Origin of the sequence: Nocardia pneumoniae NBRC 100136 (assembly GCF_000308755.1) — a bacterium.
Taxonomy (GTDB): Bacteria; Actinomycetota; Actinomycetes; order Mycobacteriales; family Mycobacteriaceae; genus Nocardia; species Nocardia pneumoniae.
Genome location: NZ_BAGF01000152.1, coordinates 268,463 through 293,849 on the forward strand (window position 1 = coordinate 268,463; position 25,387 = coordinate 293,849).

Here is a 25,387-nt window from a genome sequence, read left to right on the forward strand (position 1 = left end):
GCTGCCGGGGCCCGGTGATTCGAGGCAGTCCGCGCCGGGCGGTGCGTCATCGTCCTCCGATCCGGGCGCGACCCAGCCAGCCGATGAGCGCGGTCCCGAACCTACCGCTCCGCAATCGTGGGATCAGCGTGGCGCCGAGTCCGGCGTACCGGGTATCGCCGCGTTGGCGGGGTGGGTGCGGGTGGCCGCGCTTGTTGCGGATGACCCGTACGCCGAGCTGGTGTTGCGTGTCTTGGGCACGTTGCCGGACCGCGACCAAGCCGTGTTGTGGTACCTCGATGTCGAGGGTGGGACTCACGATGTGGCGGCGTCGGTCTTCGGCGTGCACGATGTCGCGGATCTCCGTTCCCGGGCTCGGCGGAAATTGCGGCAGGCTTTCGGGGCGTTGCCGCGGGGCGATCTGAACGATGACGTGGCCGATGTCCCTGACCCCGTGGATCTCCTGCGGGCAATCAAGCAGGACGCCGATCTGAATCGGCTGCTGCCGCACAGCCGCAACGGTGTCTGGATGCTGACGCATGAGGCGATGGTGCGGGCCGACGAGGAGCACAAGTGGTCCCGGTATGGAGATCCCCGCGGTGCCACGGGATTGTGGCTGCTTCAGCATCTGAACCCCAATGCGGTGGTGACGCTGCCCGAGCGTGCGCTGGGTTCGGCTGGCATGCATCGACTCGAGTCGGAGCGGCGTTCCGGAGGCCGGCACCGGCCGTACCGATCACCGGACGACGCCGAATCCTGGCTGAAGTGTCAGGATTCGGGAGCAACGGTGTTGATGACCGACCGGTACGCCGACAATTCGGCGCACCAGTGGGTGGCGGCGCGCGACGGCAATGACGACGACCGCGCTGTCGTGGTATATCCGAACAAGATTCGCGGAGCGGTCCCGCATCTTTTCCCGCCCCGGTTCACCGAGGAAGCCGCCGAGTACAGCGGCATCCCGATCCGCGCCGACGGCACACCCCTGTATCGGGCGGATGAGTTGGATGTGCCAGGCGCAGATCCGCAATCGCGGACCGCGATCATCGCATCGCTCGGTCGGGTAGCGCAGTGGAACAAGGCCAGCCGGGCACGGGTCGACGATGCGATGCGCTGCGGCGTGGATGGCATTGCCATCGATCTCGTCGACATCGGCGATGTGGAGGTTCTGGAACGAATCGCACAGCAGGCAAGGATGATCCGGTGGCAGGGCACGTTCACCGTGACGTTGCGCCCGGAAATCTCCGAGTCGAACGGTCCCTTCGACCTGACGGGCCGGACGGTGCAGATCATGGAGGCGTACTGGCATCGGTACCGATTGGCCGGTCATCGCAGTGATGTGCTGTGGTGCGCACGGCGTTTGGCACCCGCCGACGTCGACGTGGTTGCTGTCTTCGAGCCCGGCGGGGGAATCACGACTGTCGACGACGCCCTGGCAGCGGGTGCGACGGTCTTGTCCCCGACCTGCGGCCAGGTGACCGAGCAGTTCCGCACCGACGCCGGTTCTCTACCGGTGCTGGTGCGCGACGCCGACGACCCGGAGGTTGTTCGGGAGCTGGTCGGCACGGTCGCCGGGATCATCACCAGCGCACCCGAATACGCGCGGGCGGAACTGGCCCGGCGCGGCGACGCATTGCCCAGCTCTGTGCCGATGCCGTATCGCATTCCAGGGATTTCCGCCGTATCCCGCCCGCAACCACGGGGCGGTGGCGTCGCCGCAATGCTCGGCACCGTCGTCGAGTTGTATCGGCGACGTGGCATCGATATCGACATCAACCTGCCACCAGCCGGAACCGGCGCGGTAATGAAGGTGACCGAGCTGGAGCAGCGTGCCCGCGGCCGGGTCCGTCACGTGCTGTCCGACACCTCCACCGAGGCGGAACTGTTGAAAGCCGGTATCGGCGCCACAGCGTTGATGCTGCGCCAGTATGCCCTGCCGATGGACGAGTATGGGGTCGCTACCGAGCCATATGTGATGACCGTCGAGGATTCCGGCGGCGGTCCGGCGGTGATGGTGTACGGACTCGGCGCGGAAGAACCGGTCCGGTACAGCGATTGGCAGCCTCCACACGACGGTACGACCTGGGAGATCTTCTGGGATTCCCTCGGCGCGGCCGAACTTCCCATCGCCCTCATTGCACCGGGACTCATCCGGCCGATCTCCCTCATCGGCCCATACCGCGATCCCCGAGATACCGATGAGGCCGACAGCAGAAGAGCGCTCTCCGCCGCCGATCTACCGCCCCCTGAACCTCCGTCCGCCGATGGACAAGACGAGGAGGAGAAGGGGCCGGATTATCCGGCCCCTTCCGCTGTACAGGACACCGCATCCGAGGCCCGCGGTACGCCGCGCCGGATCCTCGTGTTCGCCGTGGCGTTGGACTTTGGGGCAGGCGGTCTCAGGTCGCTGAACACCAATCTGCTTCGTGCGCTGGCACATCGGGGACACGAGGTGACGGTCGTGGTGGCGGAGGAAGTGCCGGCTGGAGTGAGGGTCGATGCCAGCGGTGTTCGGGTGGTCGGTCTGCCGGCGCACGAAGCGGGTCGGTCGTTGCGCGAGCGGTTGGCATCGGCCCGTTCGGCTCTGCCTGCCGACGCGAGCTTCGACGTGGTCCTCGGGCACTCGAACGACCTGGGCGAGGTTTCCGCCACGGCGGCAGCTGAATTGGGCATCCCGTTCGTGCACTTCAAGCACGCGGACTACGAGACGCTCCAGATGGTGACCGGTGAACACCGTCGGGGGATGGAGCGCGAGCGCCGCGAGGTCGCCCTTGCCGAGCAGGCGGCGGCGATTGTGGCGATCGGGCCGCTGAATGAGCGGAAAGCGTTGGAGCACATCGTGTTGTCGTGCCGACCGGACCCTCCGCCGGTGTACCAGATGCTTCCGGGGTGTGAGTTCACCGAGCAGCCGACGCTGGACAATCCGGACGGTCCGTTCCGGATCCTTCTGTGTGGCCGCGTGGATGTTTCGCTGAAGGGAACCGAAGCGGCGGCTCGGATGGTGCATCTGCTGAACAAGCGCGGCGTGGATGTGGAATTGACGGTGCGTGGCGCCTCCGAGGCAACGGCGCAGCGGCTGCGGGCCATGCTCGGTGACAAAGTCGTGGTCAAGCCGCGTACCTCGGATCGTCGAGAAGTGCTGTCCGACATGCAGAACGCGCACGCGGTGATCATGCCGTCGGTCGCGGAACCCTTCGGCCAGGTCGCGCTGGAGGCGATGGCCGCGGGTATCCCGGTGCTGATGCCGTCGACGAGCGGTATCGGTGAGATGTTCCGCGAGCTGTTCCCGCGACTCGCCGAATTCTGCTGTGTGGAACAGGAATACGAGGCAGCGCCGTCGGTTCTCGAATGGGTCGAGCGACTCACGACACTGTTGGGGGACCTGGCCGCCGCATGGCAACGGGCACGGGATATCCAGCAGGCGCTCTCGGCGATGGAGCTCACCTGGGACGGCGCGGCAGCAGGGCTGGAGACGGTGTTCGACGCTGTGATCGGGGAGCCGTTGTCGAGCGGGGAAGGCTCCACCTTCCGCCCTTCGCCCACGCGGTTCGAGGAGGTTACGGAGGCAGGGCCTGGTGCGCGCCGCCAGCCCCCGGCGGACTCGCCAGATGACAGTGGTCGTTACCGCGGCTCAGGACCTCTGGGTCGCCCCGAGCCACCTTGGCGCGGTGGCCGGCACCCGCAACGCAAAGGAGGAATATTCGCGCGTGCCTCCCATCGTGGTGGAGGCGAGCCGCCGTCGTCGCGGGGGCCGGCGACCGATGCCGAAGGTGCGGAGACGACGGAGGTCGACGCCCGTGAGATGCTGGATCGGCTCCTTGCGGAGATGCCGGAGGGCGACTGGCTGCGTGACATCACTGCCGCGGGTGGCGGTGGATTGTCAGAAGCGGACGACGCGGTCGCCGCGGTGGTGCGGTGGTGGGAGAGTCTGGACGCGGACGAGGCGGAGGCGGTTTGCGACGCTTATCCGGAGGTCGTTGGAAATCTGCCGGGGGTGCCGATTCCGGTGCGGCACGTTGCGAATGTCGCGGCGATGAAGCGCGAGTACGAAGACCTGTCGGCGCGGATCCGGCAAGCGCCGATACGCAGCATGCTGCGGTGGAATCTGCGCAAACGCAGGAAGGATCTCGGGTACATGATCGCGGATATCGCGCTGTACAACCGGCGAGCGCGCAACCACGCTGTCGCGGTTCCCACCCCTGCGTATGTGATGCGCTATGTCCCCGGCGGATTTCGTGATCTCGTGGCGGTGCTGGTGGGCAATCCCGAGGCTCGTTCGGTGACCTGGTATGAGCCCGACCATATCGGTGGGGTGAGCATGTTCGGGGCGCTGCTCTTCGGCGGCGCGCATACGGAAGCGACCGTTGCGATGAGTCGTCCGGAGGGGCGGACGTTTCCGTTGAGCTCGGATCTCACCGCGGCGACCGTCGTGTGGTTCGACGGTGATCCGCGCGGCAATCTCAGCCGATACGACCACGGCGATGCGGCCGATGAGCTCGCACAAGAGATTGTGTTGAACACGCTGGCCCGACATCGGATGAATTCCGCTACCGAGCCGGTGAATTACCTGATCGGCCTGTGTCGCAAGAATCGGACCGTCGAGCTGGCCCGCAGGTGCCTCGACGGAATCGGTCGTTCCTTCTACGAGAAGGTCGTGTACATAGATCCCGACCGGGCAGTCGAAAACACTGTCGCACAGGATAATTACGGCGATGTGTATCTGGTGGCGGGTCAACGGGAACTGGAGGACGACTTCGACGCGGCGATCTTGCCCGTGGAATTGCCGCCCACGGTGCGGGCGAACCTTATTTGGGTCGCGGCGCGGATGCATCACGAAGTGCGAGATATGCTGTCGTTGTTCGGCAATGATCACTACGCCCGTTTCATGCTGTCCGGTGGAATGGACGCGCTGTTCGGGTGCGAGTCGTACGCGGGTAGGTCCCTGGTGTCCGGCGAGTCGGTGCCGCCCGGGCAGGCGAACCTCGCGCGGATCGCGGCGGGCCGATACGACGAGGTCGTTCTCACTCGACCTCCATCGTTACTCCGGGCAGTGGCTGACCGAATGATGTCGAAGCCGGTGGATCGCCGGCGTTATCTCGCCGTCGAGGACGCCGCACCCGCGAGGTTCCAGGCAGCGGACGGGATCCAGGCGGGGGAAACCGGCGAGTTCATCGTGCCCGACACCCTCCTGCTACCGATCGCGGTGCAGTACTTCGCGGTTCGAACCGGGCGGGATCTGCGGTTCGATCGCGACGTCGGACCGGGCGGCGTGTCCGCGGCCGAGCTCGAACATGCACTGGGCGGTCGACTGCGGCGATTCGAGTCGGTGGACGAACTCATCGCGACGTTGTCCGATCTCGGTGATCACGCGTCCGCGCTGGTGGCCGAGTGGGGCAGTGGGCGACGCAGGCATCCGCGGGTGTTGACCGTCGACGGAGACGATGTCCTCCTGTTGGATCCGATGCGATCCCTTGACCCGTTGCCGGTGGGAAGTTTCGGCTCCGGGCCGGTACTCGCGGTGGTCGCCGACGGTAGTGGTCACGACCTCGCTCCGGTCGACAGTTGCGAGGCCGAGGTGGATCCTGACATCCGCTTCGGCGCAACGGCGCCGGCGGAGGTCGAGGCCGCGGACTCGCCGGAGTTCATCGAACTCTGGGAACGCTATGGCGAAGAAACAATCGACTATGTGGCGTTCACCTTCAGCGCGGATGAACGGATCGTCCAAGAGGTGATCGGTCGGGTCGCAGAGCGGGCACGCCGGGAGATCGGGCGCGCACCCGCCGGGGACGATATCGCGAGGTGGCTCGACGACATTGCATTCGACGAGATGATGGACCAGTTTGCGTATTTCCGGATGCAACGTGGGCTACAGGACATAATCGCGGCACTCACGACCACGAGTACCGACGCAGGGCGGCGATTGACCGAAACACTGGCCCGCGTGCCGTGGTCGGATTTCCGGGACGCAATGTCTGCCGTATCCGCTCGTGAGTGGCCGATGTTGTTTCTCCGATTGACGCTGCTGGAATGGCCGACGACCGGGCGGATCGCGCACGTGCTGGGTGTTCATCCGAAGTATGTGGAAATTCTGACGTATCGGCTCGTGCCGAAATTGATCGAGCAACTGGGGCTGGACGTGCCGGTGTGGCCGGATATCGGCGAGGTTTCGGACATCGACCCGGACGATATCGAGGAGTTCGACGCAGAGGCGCAGTGGCGTCCTCCGGAGATGATCACGCCGGACGAGATCCAACGCACCCTTGGTGATATCGAAATACTTTCCCCCGACGCGGAATTCCTCCCGGCCATGACGCCGGACGAGATCGAGAGACATTGCGGTATCTCGATCAGCGGTCAAGTGAATATCCAGCGTGCAGTAGATACGCTGGGAATAATCCTGGATATCCGTCCGGCGAATCCGGAGGGTGTGCGCTGGGTCGAGCAGGGGCTGGCTCTTCCGAAACCCGAAACGATCAAGATCAAGACATTGACGGAGGTCGATCGACTACTGGGTGCTCATCCGTTCAATCTGGGGCTTGTCGGGATATTTCGACCGAAGCTGCCGCCGCGTCCCGAGTGCCCTCCCGGCATGTCCGAAGCCGATTGGGACGCCCGCTGGAACGTGCTCGTCCGTCGCTACGAGTACCGGCGGCGCGAGTGGGAAACGCTGCAGGGGCAGACCGACCTCGACATCGGCGACGACGGTCTTGTGTACGGACGCGATGCGCGGAACGTACGCCGCCCATACGGATTGGACTACGACCTGCTCGCCGTGCGGAATTCGGACGGATCGCTGATCACGTCGAAACCCGTTTATGAACAAATTCTCCGAGTGCTCCGGAACGAGTTCGGGATTCGCGTTGAACACGGTGCGGTATTGCAATGGTCGACGAGAGACGACAGCGAACACAAACTCCGAATGAGTCTGATCAGGCAACACATCCGCGGTGGCACGCCCTTGATCAGGTTCGCGCCGGGCCGGGCGTGCCGTCGAGTATGGGCGCCGACGCCGACGGACGGGCTGCCGACGGTGGGCGATATGCCCACGGGAGCCGTACAGCCATGGGACGAGGACTCGATCACCGTCTTCGATGAGCGGTGGGGTGCGGTGCTGGGTTCGGGTGACGCCGCTGAGTTGGTGTTGATGCAGGCCGCGAAGTCCGGTGACGACGAAGCATTTCGGGAGTTGTGGGAGAACGTCGAGGACGCGGTGTTCGACCACATGTATGAGTCTGTCGACGACGGTGACATACCGGCTTCCGAGGTCAGGGCGGTCGCCTGGAACATGACCATGCAGCTGGGCGGTGTCGCGCAGCGGGACATCGTCGGGTTGCCGGATTCGGCGACGTTCTGGACCTGGCTCGGCGGCCTCGCCTCGGAACGCCTGATCGAGTACCACGGATTCCTCGCGTGCCTGGAACCGATCGCGGAGGAGTTCATGGTGCTCAACGGAGTCGGTCGATCGGATACGCGGATACAGGCGTTGCTGCGAGCACGAGACGACCGGCCTTTGCGGACCTTCACCGACAACGACGTGCAGCGCGATGTGCTGCTGCTGACCTACCTGTACCAGATGCCGGAGCACGTGGTCGCGCGGCTGATGGGCCTACCGATGGCCGTGGTGGCGGATGTGCGGTGCCAAGCAGTCACGGCGTTCGTCGATTATGTCGCGGTGTGGCAGCCGGGAGACTTCCCGAGCGAGGAGCTCCCACAGCCGGGCGGTCCGCCGGTCGATTCTCTGGCGGCGGCCGGGTTCGACAGTCCGATGCTGCGTCGGCTGGGTGCGGAGTTGTCGGCCGCCGGGTTCGGGACTCGGCCGCCGGTGGAGCTGGCCGAAGACATCGAGCCCGCCGCCGCGGTCGCTGTCGACGACGCGGATGCCGACGGACAGACCGATCCCCGCGCCGCCGCCGACCGGTCGTCGGAGGGCTGGGGGCCGGATGCGTTACTGGGAATCGCGCCGATACGAGGGATCGGTCGACCCCCGCGTTTGTATTCGGGGCATCCGCACGGAGGTTCGCGCGCAGCGGATGGCGGATCGGAGTCGGATTCGGCAGCTGGTGGCGATGAGGGCGCCGAGCAGCGGGCTGACGATGATCCTCCGGACCGGTTGGATGGCGGCGGCGGTGGTGTCGGACGGGAGTCTGATGCGGATGCTGCCGGTCGCACGGCGAGTGAACAGCACAGCGCGGATTGGGCGGAGGCCGACATCGATCGTGAACAGGCGCTGGAACGGCTCGCGGCCGAGTTCGATCGTATCGCGGTGCCAGTGCGGGATGCGGTCATGAAGTTTACGTCGTTTTTGGCAGCTGAGCCGATCGATGCTGGCAATAGTGTCGTGGTTGCACTTCACAGGGCCTATGCCGCAGACCCTGAAATGGTTCGAACTCTTGCTGAATTGATGCCGGAGGACCAGTGCGAGGCTTTCCTGCGCGGGGTCTCCGAACCTGTTTACCGGGACGAAGGAGGATATCCGGGGGCAGCGGTTCGTCTCCCCCTTGCGATGTTCATGGCGCTGGTGTTTCGGCTCCGGGAAGATGGTCCGCACCTGAGTATGCTGTTCCAAGAGCATGTGCTGTTGCAGCTGGCTGCGCGAGTTGGCGATGAGGCACTCGGATCTCTGTTGGACGGTTGTCCGCCGGATCTCCGGGCGACCGCGGAGGAAATCCTCGATGCGGCCGGCGGCAGGTTCGCTGCCGCGATGGAAATAGCGATGCAGCGCGGACTGCCGGTCCGGGACAACCCGTTCGTTCATCTCTTCGCGGAGATCTCCGGCAGTGCGCACCCTACCGGTGCGGAACGCGCACAGTGGGATTACATCGTGAAACGCTCGGTCCGCAGCCCGATCATATGTCGGCAGTGTATCCGCGAACTGGCGCGCGTCGATCGCGATGCTGGCACTTTCATCCGCGATTGGCTCCTGGGGTGGCGCTTCCCGTATGAACTGGCGCGAGAGCGCGGTTTGACTCCACAGCAGGTTCAGGAGCTGCAGCGACGCGGAATGCGTCAGCTACACACCCTGCTGAGGGAGCCGTCGCCGGAACCCGGATCGGCGCTCGATGCGTTGCCGGACCAGCCGTGGACCGCCGAGGAGATTGCACTGCATCGCACTCTTCGCCCGAAGGCGGTTAAGGACACCCGAGTGAACCTGGGAGGCAAGAGCTGGTCCAATGCGATCGATGAGGATAGTGGTAGTCTTCTTTGGTCCGGGGTGTATTCAGGGAATCCGGCATTCGAGAAGCAGGATGGCGTGCCTGCCAGTGCGCCCGCCGCAAATGTCGTCTACTACCGCCTCGATCGCAGGTTGGGCTATCGGATTGCTGCGTTGGCGACTTTCTATTATGACAATATTGAGCACAGATGGACGACGCTGGTGGATCCTCCTGGATGGTCCACGATTCATTACTTAGCTTCTTTGTCGCGCTGGGAAATGCGACCAAAGCCCGTGTCGTATCTCGATCCGGTCCGTCGGCAGCAGCTTGCGGTGCTGGACTACGTCTTGGGGATGTCCGGTGAATTGATGACTGCGCCGGAGATTGTGGATGATACAACCGGTCATGCTTATCGGATTCCACTCGTAACCGGGTTTGTGCAGGTCGCGGAAGACCAGGATGAGAATCGTCCCACTGAGCATCGCTCGAAAGCCGTGATCAGCGCTCTCGGGCAGCCATTGCTGCCGAACGTGCTGGAGCCTCTGCTGGAGCTGGATGAGACCGAGTTGGTCGAAATGATTCGAACGACAAGGACTGCCAACCCGCCGTCGGAGTCCTATATCGACGGCGTGCGCCGGCGGCTACGGGAGATGAAGACTCTCGGGAGAATTACCGGAGAGGCGTCGGAGAAGTTACTGCGGTCGGTGCCGGCTGCCCTGGTGGAAGGTATTCAAGCCCAATGCCGGAGAACCGAGGCGGAAAGCATCGGACGCGTGATCAACGCTGTGGCACGCACTTTCCGGCCGCTCGGACCGCTGACGCCGATCAGTGCCGAGGACTTCTACGGTGTGCCGATCCAGACGCAGACGGCTTTCCAACGGCTAGCCGACGAGCTCGACGTCACCATCCGGCTGTGCCCCGTACAGCGGGACGCGACCGACGTGATACGCCTCGGCCTCGGGCGGGGCAAGGTCCGCAACGTCAAGTACAAAGCAGTGGACCTGATCGACCTGCTCTTGGGCGCCAGGAGCGAGGACCTGGGGAAGGTGGTGTGTTATGAACCCCGAGAAGTTCCCGACGGCCTCAGCGAAGAACACACCGGTATATTGCAGCGGCGACGTGAGCAGCGAATTCGAGACCGGCAAGGTGCATTGAGCCGCAACGATATCGAATTGGGACCGCGGGGTGAGGTATTCATCGTCGGGCCGAACGGCAAGAGCGAACAGCTCTGTTCTGATGTGGACCTCTACGACATCGCGGACGCCGACGGAAATCCCATCACTGACCCATTGCGGGTGAAGCACGTCCTCGAGGTTCTGCACCAGCGCGGCCTCATCGAGCACGGCGATATCGTGCACTGGGCGCCGTCGACCCCGGAGGAGGCCGAACTCAAACGGCAACTGATGGAGAAGTTCGGGCCAGACGGAGAGCGAGTACTCGCCATAGCATCTGGCAAACCTCCCGCAGGTGAAATCGGGCTCCCGCCGGACGCCGGGGTGTCGATGCTGGAGGAATACAACCACAACCATGTGCCCGAGTGGGTGGTGGCATCTCACTACCGTAGTCCGATGCCGCGTCGGCTGGCCGAGGAGCTGTCGGCCTCCGGGTCCGGGACTCGGCCGCCGGTGGAGCTGGCCGAGGACATCGAGCCGCGCGGTCCCGCTGCCGAGACTGCCGTTCGCGACGCGGAAGCTGAGCAATCGATCGACGATGAGCCCTCGGTCGGTGAGATGCCGCAGGAGGTGATGGATGCCCCGGTCGGCGCGGGGGAACCGGGCGGAGACGACGCCGATGGTGGTGATCCCGCGGAGCAGTCGGATTCCGGTGGCGCGCGGGACAGCTCGTCGAGTCGGTGGGGACCGGATGCGTTACTGGGAATCGCGCCGATACGAGGGATCGGTCGACCCCCGCGTCTGTATTCGGGGCATCCGCACGGAGGTTCGCGCGCACCGGATGGCGGATCGGAGTCGGATTCGGCCGCTGGCGGCGATGCGGCCGCCGAGCAGCGGGCTGACGATGTCGCCGAGCTCGCCGGTGCCGGTGACGATGTCGTGACAGGAGGGTTGCAGCGGGCGGACTTCCCTGACCGCCCTGGCTACAGCTCGGAAGGCTCTGTGGGAGAGGGCAATTCGGCGCAACCGGACGTTGTCCCGAGTGTCGTCGACCTGGACCGTGCCGATGTGCTCGAACTACTCGGTGAAGAACTGGAACGTGCTGTCGCCGAACAACGCGGTGCCGTGCACTGGTTACAAGGGTTTCTGCGGCAGCGTGACGAATTCGAACTGGTCGACGAGCCGCGGGCGCGCGCGGCCATGGTGGTCGATGCGTATCGTGCGGATCCCGACGCGTTCGAGCTGGCGATCGCACACTTCGATGTCGATGTGCGTGAGAGCCTGATGCGGCTGGTGGATTCGGACCGGGCGGGCTGGCCGGAGGATGCTGGAGTGCATATGTTGGCGATTCGGTTGTCCGAATGGGTGCCGCTGCTCGAGCTGGGTGGTCAGGAACTGGCGTTGCGCAGAGTTGCGCGGCGGGTGGGATTCGATACGTTCCGAATCGGATACGCTCACTTTCCGGAGCAGGCGCGGATGTGGATCGAGCACCGGATTTTGCGTCCGTACGATCCCGACGCCGTGAAACTCAATACCAGTCTGTTCCACGAAAAGGAGTTGTGGGAAGCCCGGCAAGAGGCGGTCACCGGGCTGTTCCTCGAGCTGTCCGGTGGGGCGATGCCGTCGCCGCCCCGGCGCGACACATGGGTGGATGTCGTACAGGGGCCGGTGTGGTGGCCGCACCTTTGGGAGCCCGCCTTGAAGAAGCTCGCCTCCGCTCACCCGGTGCATGCGGATCTGCTCGAGCAGTGGGTGGTCGGGCATTTGCTGCACCGGGAGATTGCCTGGCGGTGCGGGCGAGACGTGGACGAGGTGCGCCAGATCCTGGACGAGGCCGTCGTGTGGATGCATGTGCTGCTCGCCGACGCGAGCGCTGGAACTCCCGTCGGGCATGACCTGATCGGTGACGTTCTGGAGGGTGACGAGCCCGACATACTCGACGCGATCCTGCTGCTCCTGGAACAGGAGTTCGTGCACAGCCACGGCGTGCCGATGACGGCCACCCCGGAGCGGTTGGAAAGCCTCGGATTCCCGCCCGCGCAACAGAATGCCATCCAGCAGGTCATGGAAAGACACGGGATCGGGAGTATGTGGTCGCCCGGTTCGCCCGAGAGCAGCAGGTGGTTCCGGGCTGAGCGCGTCCATCCCCGGCCCGCCGATATCGATATCGAGGAACGCACCATTCTCGACTGGCTGCTGGGCGCACCGTGGTGGAGTCTTGGCCTGGTCGGACCATTCGAACCGCGCATACCCGCGCTTCCCGACGGACTGAGTCTGGAACAGCAGTCACAGATGTTCCGCCTGCTCTGGGAGCGATTCGAGTATCGACGGCGGGAATGGTTGCGCTATCACGATGACGCCTACCTGGATCACAACCGTACTTATCTGGACTTCGATGAGCACTTCATCCTGCACGGCACCGACGCGTTGGGGCGTCGGCGGCCGATCGGCCGCGGCCCGGAACTGGCCGGGCTGACCGGGCCGGACGGGACACCGATCCGCGATGCGAAGGTGCTGCGGCGAGTACTCGAGGACCTGTCTGGCACCGCAGCGGTAACCAGTAGCGCCCTCATACAATCGGAGACGTTCGGGGCGCACGACGAGTACGCCGATAATGCGGCATCCCCTCCATACAATTCGGACAGAAGCCGGAAGATGGCTTTCTTTCTGCCTGGCAGGCAGACGAGTATTGCAACCGCCGTCTGCCCATCCGAGGGGTGGCCCCGTGTCGGTAGCGTGCCGGTCGAAGCGCAGCAACGGATCACAGTCGTCAAGGCCCGGTCGGAGCTACTGGCTCCGGACTACCCGCTGAGCCCCTGGGAACGGTTGATCCATGAGAAAGGTCTGCCGGTATTCGGTCCGTGGAGGGACCGGTCCCCGGACGACACGGACGGTGCCGATCCGCACGGGCAGATGTATCAGTTCGCCGACCGGAGCGCGTATGTACTTCGTCCGGCGACAGTCAATTTCCAGCCGTATGACGGTGCGCCCGAACTTGCGCTCGCGGTCCGTGATGTGGGCTACTCGTGGATTCATGAATTCCTTGCCGAGCACATCGCGGACTACACCGGAGTTCCGGCCAGTACCCTGTGGTATTCGGAGGACGGGTGGGGATCGCTTACCGAGAATCCGAACCGCATCGACGGTCGCCACGTGTGGGACTACCCAGTCGAGTACTGCAATGCGAGAGCTGTCGGTGATTTCATCGCCGGACTGCTGCGCGGTCCGGACGGCCGGGGCTGGTGCCTGCCGCCTGAAGAGCTTCTCCTGGAGTCCATTCCCGACGTGCGATCGGATTTCGTCGCCGACGCCGTCGGTCGGCCACTGGATGCCGGAACCCTGACGGCGGTGCGCGCATTGCGGAAGGTGCTGGCGGCCAGGTTGTCGGAGATCCGCACCGAGAGTGTCCAGCCCGTCGAATGGTCCGCCATCAATGGTGCTGTCCAGCGATGCGATGCTGTTCTGCGGGACGGCATGATCACCGAGGAGGCATGGCCGGAGTTCATCCGTATGCTTCCCACACCGCGAGCACCGCGCGGGCCGGGAGATATCAAGCAGATCGAGCGGATGATCGATCGCGCCAAGCTACCGGTGCGCCCGCTCGGACCCCTGACGAGGTTCGACGCCGAGGAGTACTACGGTATTCCGATAGAACTGCAGCAGCAGTGGGAGCTGGCCTGCGCGGACCTGTCGCGGATCATCGGGCGGCCGGTCGAAGCGTGGCTGTGCCCGGCGAATGCGACCGGGCTCGCGACACTGCGGTCCGGCGCAGGGCACGCTAAGGAACGCGATGTCAAATACAAGAGCCTGGACCTGCTCGATCTGCTGCTGTGTCCCCAGCTGACGCGGGCCGACCTCGGCAAGGTGTTCTGCTACGAACCCGGACCGATACCGGAGGGGCTCGGGGTGCGGTACGTCGAAATCCTGCGCCAGCGGCGGGAAGAGCGGCTGCGAGACTGGCGGGATGCACTGAGCCGCGCTGATCTGCGGCTGGGGCCACGCGGTGAAGTGCTGGTCGTCGGGAAGGACGGAAAGCTCAGACAACAGCGCCTCGATACGGACTTGTACGGTCTGTTCTACCGTGGTGGTGTCGATATCGACGATCCGGTTCTCTTGGTGTTTTGCCTGAATTTCCTCGCCGAACGTGGCCTGATCCAGCACGGTGGTATCAGAGACTGGTACGTCGTTACCCGACAGCAATATGCAAATCGACACGCGTTGGAGGAAAAGTACGGCCCCGACGGTGAGCACCTGCTGGGGATCACACCCGATAGGCCACCGTGCGGGATGCGTGGCCTGCCGCCGTTGACATGGGCATGGGTATCGCTGGTCGTGGAAACCGACCATGACGGTGTACCGAGATTCTCGGTGAAACCTGGTATTTCGAGTTCGGACCGGAGACGATCGGCCGCCGATGCGCTTGCCCGGTGGGCCGAGCTCGACGCCACAGTCGAGGAAGCGGAGCATCGTCCGCAGTCGACCGAATCGGCAGAGGCGACAGACTCGATTTTCGGCGACATGCCCGGCACCGTCGGCATGGCCGATGCGGACCAAGCCCTGCGATATGCGTGGATCCGTTTCGGCCGCATGATCCGTAGCCGGGTGAAAACCGTTGTCGCGGACTGGCTCGACATGTGGCCGAGCACCGATCCGGTGCGCGACAGCGCCGAATACACCGTGAACGAGATCGTCCGGCTGATCACCGAGCGGGCGCGCGCGGAGGTCGCCCGCAAACCGGTGATACTCGACGATCAGGTGTGGATAGATGCGCTCACCGAGGATCTGCTGGTGGAATACCAGGATTTCTGGCGCTGCCGCACCGCACTTACCGAATTCCTCACGGACATTGTGCAACTGGGCGCTGCTGATCGGCGGGTGCAGTGGGTGCAGCGGCTGACGCTGACCCAATGGAAGACCGCGGTGCGGCGCTGCCCGACCCGTGCATTGGCCCTGACCGCGCTATATCCCGGCGCCCTGGAACTGCTGCTGTCACGGCAGCGGTCCGCGACTATCGCTGACTTCCTGGGGATTTCCGAGCCACAGGCGGAGAAACTGGTATATCAGGCGGTGCTGCGGTTGGCCGACCACGTCGTGGCGGTGGCCGCCGACCAGGGGGTGGCGGTGCCCGATCCTGTCTCCAGGGATGCTGCACCCGCCTTCGTGTCCGACGATGCAGTGTCGGAGGGCGAGTGGGGCACCTCGTTCGGCAGCGGTGATGCACGGGAAACAGAGTTGGCGGCCGCAGCCGCGCAGGATGATGAGCAGGCGTTCGAGCGACTGTGGGCCGGGGTCGAAACCCAGGTGTACGAGTACGTGTATCGCCGTGTCGACAGCGATGAACAGGTAGCGCGCGAGCTGCTCTCCGAGATTCGGCAGCACTGCCGTGACGATATCCCGAACATACCGGTGCAGCTGACGTTCGGTTCCTGGCTCGGCGGCCACACCGCGCGACGGCTGCGAGACTACTTCGGATGGCGGAACTTCCGGCGACAGGTCGCAGTCAGATACGTCAACGCCGCCCACGTCGGGACCGAAAATATACTAGTACGCAATATATTCCAGGCCGGAGAGCATTCGATACAGGCCGCGCTGGAGAATTTCGCCGGCAAACCGATTCTCCGGGAAGTCCTGCGTATGCGTCTGCGCTACCAATTCTCGGTCGAGGACGTCGCGACTTGGCTGGGGATACCGGCTCGTATCGTCGATCGCCTCGAAAGCGAGGCCGTCCGGGTCTATGTCGAACATTTCGCCGACGCCATCGAGGACGGCGGCGGACCGCAGGAGAGTCGCGGTGATGAGTTCGAGTTGTCGGATCAGTTCGTGGTCGATGTGCTCATCGCCTCTTCTGGTCCCGGCCGCGCAGATGTCGGGGTTCCATTGACGCCTGAAGAGGTCGAGCGGCTGTGCAACATCCCGGCCGCCGACCTCGCCGATATGCAGCGCATGGTCGATGCGCGCGGCAAAGGGATCGCTGTCCGAATCCCGAGTGTCTTCGGGGTGCCCTGGGTCAAGGCCGGAATCGCGCTGCCCAAACCGCGGTTCATTGCGGACCGGTTCATCAAAACGGTCAACATGATGGATGTTCTGCTCGGCGCTGATCCGGGCAACCTCGGTCTGGTAGCGATCTTCGAACCGACCATGCCGGAGCGGCCCTTCCCGCCGTCCTGGTTGTCGGAGGAAGAGTGGGATCAGCTGTGGGGCTCGCTGCAGGCACGCTACGAGTACCGCTCGCGGGAATGGCAGGAGCTGGCCGAGTCCAATGAGATCGACCGGGACGACACCGGTGCGCTGTATCTCATCGGTGAAGACGGCCGCCGCCGGTACATCACCTCCGACTACGACCTGTACGCCATCTACAACAGTGACGGCACTATCGTCGACGACCGCGACGAATACGAAGCCGATGTGGTCTACTTCTGCACTTGGCCGGGCAGTCGGCACATGCACGGAACGGTTGTCCAATTGCGCGGTTGGCATCCGGAGCATCCCACGGTCAAACGTGGCCTACTCGCCGAGCACACCGAAGGCGGCACCCCGGTCCTTCTGCTCAGGCCACACCAGCCGCCGGTGCTGATCTACGGCCTGGACCCCGACAGCGACCATATCCCCGACGTCAGTCCGATGTAGCGTCCAAGATATTGCCAATTATTCATGCTTCGTATTGTTCGCAGCGTGCGATACTCGGCGGCGAGGTCCGGTCCGTGCGAACTAGATGATGCTGATTTGCTCTGGGCTCTAGAGGATGGACAACGTATTCGGGTCCTTCTCGGCGGGTACCCCCCTTGCCGGGTTTCGGCTTACGATCCCCGCTGGTCTGGGGCGCCCGGACCCCGAACTCGGGTTGCCGTGGCGTCGCGACGGACTGCAGCGGGAAGCTGCGAACTGCTCGAGGGGTGTCAATGCCGTGCTACGTCGGTGCCGGATCCGCGGCGCGGGAATAGGGTTCGATGACTGGCGAATGCCGGGGTTCGCGCGGGTGAACGGGTTCCCGGTGGACGATCGACCGGATGGGATGCCGGTCGAGGGGTTGGTCGTCGCCCACGATGTGCTGGGTGGTGTGTTCGTGCTGATCGACCGGATCGCGCCTGCGCCGGCCGCGCGGATCGTCACGGTGACCAGCGTGACGCACCGCCGTGCGCGGATGGACTTGGACTTTGCCCTCCGCCGGTACCGCTACATGACCGCCTACGGCCAGTCCGAGCGGGCGAACCTGCTGTTCACCTTCGAGCTTCAGCGTCGCCGCCCGCAGTCGTGGGCCGCGGCGGTCGCGATTGCGGCCCATCCGGGCTCGGCGCAGACGGCGTTCAGCAGCCATATGGACCGCAGGTGCCGGCGGTTGAACGCCGCCGCCCTGTTGAAGCCGTTCACGACACGGCTGCAGCAGCCGCCTGCCGACGGTGCGCTGCCGACTCTGCGTGCGGCGACCGCCCCGGACGTACGGGGCGGGGACCTCTACGGCCCGTCGCGGTTCTTCGGGTCGAAGAGAGATCCGATGTCCATCCGCGCTGCCCGCTCGGCTCTGGACGGGGAAGTGTACGCAAGCTGTGGCTGGAGTGCGAACGACGGACCAGGGTCGTGTTTCCGCTGTGCACCGGACCGGGCTCCGGAAGCTCAAAGGAGTGTAAGAAGCTGATTTCCAGCTTGTTATTGGGGAATCGCGGCGACCAGAATCTGGCGAACGACGAGCATTCGAGCCGGGATGTGGACTGCCCTGCTCGTTGACCTGCCAGGAGGCATCCATGTCCCAGCCAGGACCGCCGCAGCACGACCCGGCACCGGGAGAACCGCCCGCCCCGTCGCCGACGGGGCCGTCATTGCGTAAGGGCGACGGTGGCGCGGCGTCCATGGCGCAGGCCGCGGAACCTAGTGCACCGCAAGGGCTGCCGCCCTCGGGTAGCGGGCAGCCGAACACCCCGCAGGGGCAGGCGTTCCCCGAGGGCGGCCAACCCTTTCCGCAAGGTCAGCCGTTCGCGCCCGGACCGGGCGAGTTCCCGCAGGGACAACCGTTCCCGCCGGGCGTGCAGCCCTTCCAGGGTGACCCGGCCCAGTTCCCGCCCCACGGCGGCCCGCACGTCCCGCCGCAGGGCCAGGGCTTCCAGCAGCCGCCTCCGTACGGGCAGCCGTGGCCGCCGCAGCAGCCGCGCAACGGGCGCGGCGGCGTGATTGCGCTCGTTCTCGTTCTCGTGGTCCTGGTGCTGGCCGGCGGTGGCGCCGGTGCGTATTTTGTATTCCTCCAAGACGATTCGAACAAGAAGCCGGTCATCGATACGTCCATGGATCTTGCTGACGCACCGATGGGCTGCGGTATCTTCACCGAGGCCGAACTTGCTCCGTTCATCCCGGGAGCGTTCACCACCGAGCCGACCGAGATCCTCGGCGGTGATCGGGATCACGAGAAGTCGGCGCAGTGCAGTTTCAGCAACCAGAAGACCCGCGCCCAAGGCCAACCCGCCGCGTGGATCATCGTGACCACCAAGCTGCTCAAGGCGAACCAGAGCCACTCCGGTGTACAGAAGGCCAAGACCGAGCTGGGACGCCAACCCGGCAGTGCGGTTGGGGTTCCCGGCACCGACGACGATCGGTTCCGTGAAATAAAGAGCAGTAGGGGCAATGTCAATAGTGCGGAGATATCGATCCTCTACCGCAACGTGGTCATCAACATCTCCTACCACTACGACGGTATGGGAGCCAACAAGTTCACCCAGCCCTTGATGAAGCTGTCGACGATGGCATTGGAGAAGGTAACCGGCTGATTCTGATCGGTGACGGCCGACCGGGCATCCCCTTGCCGGGTTTCGACTCCGATCCCGGCAATAATCCTTGCCGACTTCGAAACCCTGTCAACATCAGCACATTCATGCCGGGACCCTGAATCGGCAGTCCCGTATACCTGAGTACACGTCGGTGACGTCCGTGGCGAATTCGCGCTCGAACCGCCGTACGATCCGCACTGGCTGGCGATGCGATGGGGCGCGGGAGAGCTGACGGTGCACGTCGAATCGACCGCGATCGATGCGCGTGCAGTGCACGCCCAGGTCTTCGACGTGCTGGGCCCTCCGGCGCCGCACGGCCCGGTCGCGACGAGGACAACGACGGGCGTGCACCGTGTTCCGCCGGTTGCCGCCCCCGGAGAGGACGTCTGGATACCGCCGGCCGAATGGCGGCGCAGCGCGGGGCCGTTCCGCGGCAGTGGCTCGTTGTTCGCCGTCGTCCCGCCGACCAGCACAATTCCGAAGGTGATCGGGGTACCGGAGCCCGATATCGGAGACGTCTTTCCGACCGGGCTCCACTGGAATCTCACCGTGCATCCACCCGAGTCCGTGGTCGAACCGCCTGCGCTGAGTCCGCTGGGGCTGGCGATGTTCCACGCGCTGGTCTCACCCGAGCCATGGATCGGAGACCCGGTCGAGCAGGAGGTTGATGCTTGGATAGCCCACTACGGGTTGCCCACCGCGTGTGAAGCGGCAACTCGCCTGCTCGGGCTGCGACCGGAAGGACGCGTCGAAGCCGGCTGCGTCACGATGTCCCAGCAGGCGACCCAGATGTGTGACGACCATCCCGGCATCGCAGGGTGGATGCCGGTGTTGACACGAGTCCGCGAGCATTTGGCGGTCGCGGGGCAGGTCGACTACGACGAGGCGGTGGAGTGGCTTGCCGCGGTGCGGGAACGGTCGAACTGGCTCTGGGCGCAGATCGCGACGGCGTACCTGGTTCCGGAACGGCAGGACTGGGTGGACGAGGCCCTGCGGCACACCCCTCGCCACGAGTCCGGGTTGACTCCCTATCTCTTTCTCGGCCATTCGATTGAAGCACGCGCACAACTGGACCGGCTGCTCGCGGTGTGCGACACCCTCGTCGTCGAAGCCTGCCTGCCCAGCCTGGTCGACCGGCTGGCCCCGGAAGCGGCCGCAGCCATGTCCGAGTTGCTCGACGAAAAGATCGGCAGAACGCCGCCGCGATCATCACCGTCGTTCGGGGTCACGGCCGAACAGCTTGCCGCCCTGCTCGCAATGATGCCCACGGACGAGGCTTTCGAGCTGCTGCTGGACCGGGTCGACCACGAACTCATTTACGACGCCGTACGCCGCGCGGCCTCCCGGCTCCCCCGGCGTGCCGCACGGTTGATATCCCGGCGCGTCGCATCGGTGCCCGCGCCGATCCTGGAGTCGGTGCTGCGGTCCCACATCCGCGCGCATCCCGAACTCGCTACGGAAGCAGGGCTTGCGCCGGAGGACATCGATGCGAACCTCCCGATCGCCACACCCGATGAGCTGCCCTCCATCCTGGCTGTTCCGCCGTGGACAGGCGCGCGGCGCCGGCGGCGGCCGCCGATGCGCGGACTCGGCCACAAACGTCCTTTGTCGTTGCGGTGGGTTCCGGGCGAGCGAGCCGAATGGGCGGACTCTACGAGCACAGTGCCGTTTCGGCGTCTCCTGGGCACCTTCGAAGAAGAAGCGCTCGACGACGTCATGCGCGCGGCGGCCGAAAGGCCGATCGCGATGGCGGCGACGTTGGCGCCGGTCGATGGCACAGACGCTACGGAGCTGATGTTGGATGTGCTCATCAAGACCCGGGCATCGGCCGTCGCCCGAACCTGGTTCGAGCGCCACGCCGATTCGGCCCTGAACGACCTCATCCCGCTCGCGCTCGGGACCTCGCGGCGTCGTGTGGTCGCTGAAACCGCGCTCCGGATGCTGTACGACCGGGGCCACGCCTCGGCCATCACCGCGACGGCCGCGGAATACGGTAAGCAGGCCGCGGCCGCGGTTGGTCATATCGTCCGCCTGGACCGGAACTTGGTCCCGCCCCCGCGGATTCCATCCGTCCCCCACTGGCTCGACCTCGATCGCCTGCCCCGGATTCGACTACGCGATCGGCATGCGGCCTTCCACACGACCGCGGTCTGCGCCCTGGTGCGCATGCTGCGGATGTGCAGTCCCGGCGCCGACTACCCGGGAATCGCGACCGCGCTCGTAGCGGCCGACCCCACGTCGCTGGCCGAGTTCGGGCGGGAGATGTTCGATGCGTGGCGCGCGGAAGACTCCCCGGATCACCATGCTGGCCCACGCACGCCCAGGCATTGCTCGGTGACGACGCGACCGCCCGCAGACTCGGCTCACTGATAGCCGGATCGCTGCCGCTGCCCGTCGCCCATCGAGCACTGGATGCTCTCGCCCGGATGAACACCGAGGCGGCGCGAACAGAAATCGCCAGGATCGCGGACGTAACCGGCCCCGGACGGCTGAACAGACGCGCCGACCGGATGCGGTAACCGGCACCGGTACCCCGCTGTGCGGACCCGCCCCGTCGCTGGCATCCAACCTACGTGATCCAGGAAGATGCCGGCAGGCTGAAACGCTCGCGTAGTCCAGCAATACGATCGGTGGCGTCGTGACTTGGATCCCAGCAGTGCAGGGCCCCCCGGTGAGGGCGGTCCCGGTCTCAGTCGGTGCGACGGTGCGACTTCCGTCTCCGAATCTGTTGTGCGATAGCCATCACGGCGGAAAACATCGCCGTCGCGCCAGCCGTAATCGCGGAACTCGTGAGCTTCGCGGTGGAGAACTCGACTTTGCGCATCCCAGGCAGCGGGTATTGCCCGTTGCCCGAGGCCCATCGGATCACGAAGCCGATCTGCGTGCCGATGTCGGTGGGAGGGCCGGAGCCGAGCATGGCACGAAGCTCCGGTCCTCTTCCGTTGAGATAGACCAGGGTGCAAGTGATGAAAACCGCCATGGCCACAGCGGAACCGGTCGTCAGGCGAGCAAGCGCTTCGGTGCGTGCCCAGAGGTTGATCACCGCGGCGAGGACGGTGAGGAAGATCGCGATGGTGGCGAGAATTGCCCACTGGCCCCCGAGATTGCTGTGGGCCGGCGGACTCTTCGACCAGAGACCCACGAGGGTAGTTGTGATATGGGTTTGACCGAACGCATTGCTGTAGATGGTGCCGTCGGGTCCCCCGCTCGCCAACCACGGCTTGAACAGCAGGACGAATGTGACGATGCTACCGGCCGCGGCACACAGGTAGCCCCAGTTTCCCTGGAGATAGGTCACGAGTGGCCGGACCCACGAGCGGCCCTTCGCGATGACGACGCGAAGTTTTCGACCATATCGGCGCCAGCGGCTTGCCGAGGCGTGCTGTTGGCGACGATTCTTGCTTGCTTGCCAAGGAGTTGGCCGCGTCATTATTCTGATCTCCGTTCATCGGCCGGACATCGGCAGCATGTGAGTTCGCCTGATCCGAGCACGATGCCGGAGGGCGTCCGATCGAGCCTGCAAGTACGCACGTCGTGGCAGCTCCTTCAGTCGTTGACGGCCACGCTGGGGTTCGGCTCCGGCTTCGCCGCGGAAAGCGGATCCGCGATGTCCTCCAAGGACTTCTGTTCGGCGTTCACTCCGAAGAACCACGCGACCAGGCCGCCGAAGATCATGAATCCACTTCCGACGAGGTAGCCCACCGTGAGCGGGAACCGGTCGGGGCTCGGGTTGTCGGCGCCGCCCACGAGGTGGCCGAAGAGAAACGGTGCGATGACGCCGCCGACGCCCTGCGCGATGGCAAAGAAGAACGAGATGGCTTGACCGCGCAGTTCCAGTGGGAAAATCTCGCTTACCGTCAGATAGGCCGAAGACGCACCGGCCGAGGCAAAGAAGAAGATTACACACCAGAGAAGAGTGTGCGTGGTGGCGGTGAGTATGCCGACATTGAATGCCCAGGCAGAGATGAAAAGCAAGAAACCGGAACCCAGGTACGTTGCGCAGATCATCTTCCGGCGGCCGATGCTGTCGAACAGCGGGCCGAGTACCAATGGCCCGACGAGGTTGCCGATGGCGAACGGGAAGAAGTAGTACCCGGTGTGGTCGGCGGGCACATCGTAGAAGTTGATCAGGACGAGACCGACGGTGAAGAAGATCGCGTTGTAGAGGAAAGCCTGGGTGGCCATCATCGTGAACCCGAGGAACGAACGGGAGGGATACTGCCCGAAGAAGATTCGCGCCATTCGCGTATATGAGAGCCGCTTCGAGTCGACGATGTTCAAGGCTTTGCTCTCATCGACCGGTGGCAGGTCGATTCCGCGAGCGCGTACCTGTGCCTCGATCTCGTCGACGGTCCGCTCGGCCTCCTCGGCCCGCCCGTGCGTCAGCAGCCAGCGGGGGCTTTCGGGAATGTGCCTGCGCAGGAAGATGATGATGAGACCGAGCACGGGCCCGATGAAGAAGCCGATCCGCCATCCCCAGCCTGTCGGGATGAAACGCTCGTTGAACAGAATCAGACTGGCCGCCGCTCCCAGCGCCGCACCACCCCAATAGGTGCCGTTGATCGCGATGTCGACCCGGCCACGGTACTTGGAAGGCATGATTTCGTCGATCGCCGAATTGATCGCCGTGTACTCCCCGCCGATTCCGGTACCCGCGATGAAACGGAAGAAGTACAGTGACCATGCGTTCCACGAAAATCCGGCCAATCCACTGCCGATCAGATAGATCGCCAGGGTCAGGATGAACAGTTTCTTCCGGCCGAGTCTGTCGGTGAGCCGGCCGAAGACGAGTGCGCCGACGACTTGACCGGCAAGATACCACGACGCCATAGCGCCGACCTGGCCGGACGTCAGATGCAGTGCTTCGGCGTCCTGGAGTGGTCCGCCCATGCTGCTGACGATCTGGATCTCGATACCGTCCAGAATCCAGGAGACACCCAGACCGACGACGATCAGCCAGTGGAAATTCGTCCACGGAAGCCGGTCCATTCGGGCTGGGACCAGGCTTCGAACTATCTTGTTTTGCGTTTCCGGCATGAAATGATCACCTCAGTTCCAGACAATGTTGGTTCGCACGCAGGTTCGCGTCACCACGACGGCAACACGGTCGCGTTCAGCTACGTGGGTATGACTCATGTATCGAGCCACCATATGACGGGACGTTGGAACGTGTGCCAAGTTACTGGATACTCGCGTCGGCCGATACTGGTGGTAGGACAGGTCTTTCCACGCAAGCTGCGATGCGCTTCATGTTGTAGGGCCTCCCTGCCGCCACCTTCTGAGTAGTATTGAACGCGCCGCTATCTGACGGCACGGTGAGTTGTGGATGCCCCGGAGGTAGCCCCCCGCACTGAGGGCAAACTTTCATCTACCTGGTCGGGACCTGGGTGCCGAAATATCAACTGGCACTGGGAATCGCAGGTCAGTGCGGCCGTCCGACGGCTCCGGTCAGCAGGTGGTTGCCACTATGCGGCCGCAAAGAGATGGATTCTCGCCGGGCCGTAGGCGCGCGAGCCACCGTACAGCGACTTCTTCCGGTCGCCGAACGAGTAGGCACCGGCGGACCGGCACCGGGACCGGGATGGGTGTGACATTCCGGCAACAGTGAAGTATCGACTCCGCCAAGGTTTTACACTCACTTGAGCTGCGTCTTCGACTCGAACCCGGTGACGCGCGCTTCGGAAAACCCTGAGGGGCAGTAGAAATCGCCGCCGGATGCGTGCGAGTCGATGTCGGCGCGTATGGTTGCCAGCGCTTCGATGGCCGCTGGTTGCTGCGCCAAAGTCCGATCCGAATATCGGCTTCCTGGCTCGAATCGCCTTGCTTCTCATCGTTGGTAGGCATCGAAAGTTGCATGGCTTCGCCATACAGCACGCGGGATGATTCGAGGAGAAGGTAGCTTCTCGGGTCCGAGACTGTGCTTTGCGCAATCCAGAATTCTTGATCTTCCCTCGAGGTCGTGTTCTCGGGCGACCGCTCCTGTCGAATATGGTCTTTCGGCGAGATCCAACTTCCGTCGCGAGAGCAACTTCTACGAGCTGGCGGCGATCGACGACGAGGGTGAGCCGATCGACGACCGCCGCCGGATCCAGATTGCCGAGATCGGCGAGGACACCCCCCTGCTCGACCTCGATTCGGGGGAGGTGCTGGTCTACTGGTTCACATACTTCCAGTACGGGTGGGATTCGGGGTCCTGCTCGAATGCGGCGACGTCGCCGAGTTCGGTGATACGGTCTGCATGGGTTCGCGGTACGCCGAGATCAAGGGCCCCGAGCACAAGCAGAAGATGCACTGGTGGGTCGGCCACCCCTGCTACTGCTATCTCCAGGAGATCGGCATAACCGAGTACACGGGCGGTTCGTGCTGGTCAGCCGGGTTGTAGGCGGATTCGGCG

At 64.5% G+C, this 25,387-nt stretch carries 8 protein-coding genes (1 of these 8 only partly in view); 5 read left to right on the forward strand and 3 right to left on the reverse strand.

Translation table 11 applies throughout. From position 1 onward, the window contains the following. The 4 genes from ON34_RS32865 to ON34_RS32885 all read left to right on the forward strand — a co-directional run. Window positions 1-16,867: the end of an alpha/beta hydrolase gene (locus tag ON34_RS32865; protein ID WP_157172575.1), read on the forward strand. 66,893 nt of this gene lie to the left of the window's left edge; 16,867 of the gene's 83,760 nt are visible here — the last part of the coding sequence; its start codon lies beyond the left edge, outside the window; its stop codon occupies window positions 16,865-16,867. Window positions 16,868-17,198: 331 nt separating this feature from the next. Continuing rightward, window positions 17,199-17,873 carry a hypothetical protein gene (locus ON34_RS32870; RefSeq protein ID WP_051023470.1) on the forward strand — a complete coding sequence of 225 codons (675 nt, stop codon included), beginning with the start codon at window positions 17,199-17,201 and terminating at the stop codon, window positions 17,871-17,873. 106 nt (window positions 17,874-17,979) lie between these two features. Further along, on the forward strand, window positions 17,980-18,993 hold the full coding sequence (locus tag ON34_RS36690; protein WP_157172576.1) for a hypothetical protein: 1,014 nt from the start codon (window positions 17,980-17,982) through the stop codon (window positions 18,991-18,993). A gap of 234 nt (window positions 18,994-19,227) precedes the next feature. Further along, complete coding sequence (locus tag ON34_RS32885; RefSeq protein ID WP_157172577.1) at window positions 19,228-21,363, forward strand: hypothetical protein; 2,136 nt, start codon at window positions 19,228-19,230, stop codon at window positions 21,361-21,363. A gap of 319 nt (window positions 21,364-21,682) precedes the next feature. Here the strand turns inward: ON34_RS32885 and ON34_RS32890 are convergent, their stop codons facing one another. The 3 genes from ON34_RS32890 to ON34_RS36695 all read right to left on the reverse strand — a co-directional run bounded on the left by ON34_RS32890 (window position 21,683) and on the right by ON34_RS36695 (window position 24,775). Beyond that, the gene (locus ON34_RS32890) at window positions 21,683-22,291 is read right to left on the reverse strand and encodes a hypothetical protein (protein WP_040787219.1); all 609 of its coding nucleotides are present in this window, start codon (window positions 22,289-22,291) and stop codon (window positions 21,683-21,685) included. 248 nt (window positions 22,292-22,539) lie between these two features. Continuing rightward, entirely contained in the window at window positions 22,540-24,030 is a 1,491-nt protein-coding gene (locus tag ON34_RS32895) for an MFS transporter (RefSeq protein ID WP_040787221.1), read from the reverse strand. Window positions 24,031-24,628: 598 nt separating this feature from the next. Continuing rightward, complete coding sequence (locus ON34_RS36695; RefSeq protein ID WP_157172578.1) at window positions 24,629-24,775, reverse strand: hypothetical protein; 147 nt, start codon at window positions 24,773-24,775, stop codon at window positions 24,629-24,631. Between the two features lie 396 nt (window positions 24,776-25,171). Between ON34_RS36695 and ON34_RS32900 the strand changes: the two genes are divergently transcribed. Continuing rightward, window positions 25,172-25,375 carry a hypothetical protein gene (locus ON34_RS32900; protein ID WP_040787224.1) on the forward strand — a complete coding sequence of 68 codons (204 nt, stop codon included), beginning with the start codon at window positions 25,172-25,174 and terminating at the stop codon, window positions 25,373-25,375. Window positions 25,376-25,387: the final 12 nt, after the last annotated feature.

Coding starts and splice junctions, on each gene's coding strand:
- ON34_RS32870 (WP_051023470.1), top strand. CDS start 17,199: ATGCCGGGGTTCGCGCGGGTGAACGGGTTCCCGGTGGACGATCGACCG.
- ON34_RS36690 (WP_157172576.1), top strand. CDS start 17,980: ATGTCCCAGCCAGGACCGCCGCAGCACGACCCGGCACCGGGAGAACCG.
- ON34_RS32895 (WP_040787221.1), bottom strand. CDS start 24,030: ATGCCGGAAACGCAAAACAAGATAGTTCGAAGCCTGGTCCCAGCCCGA.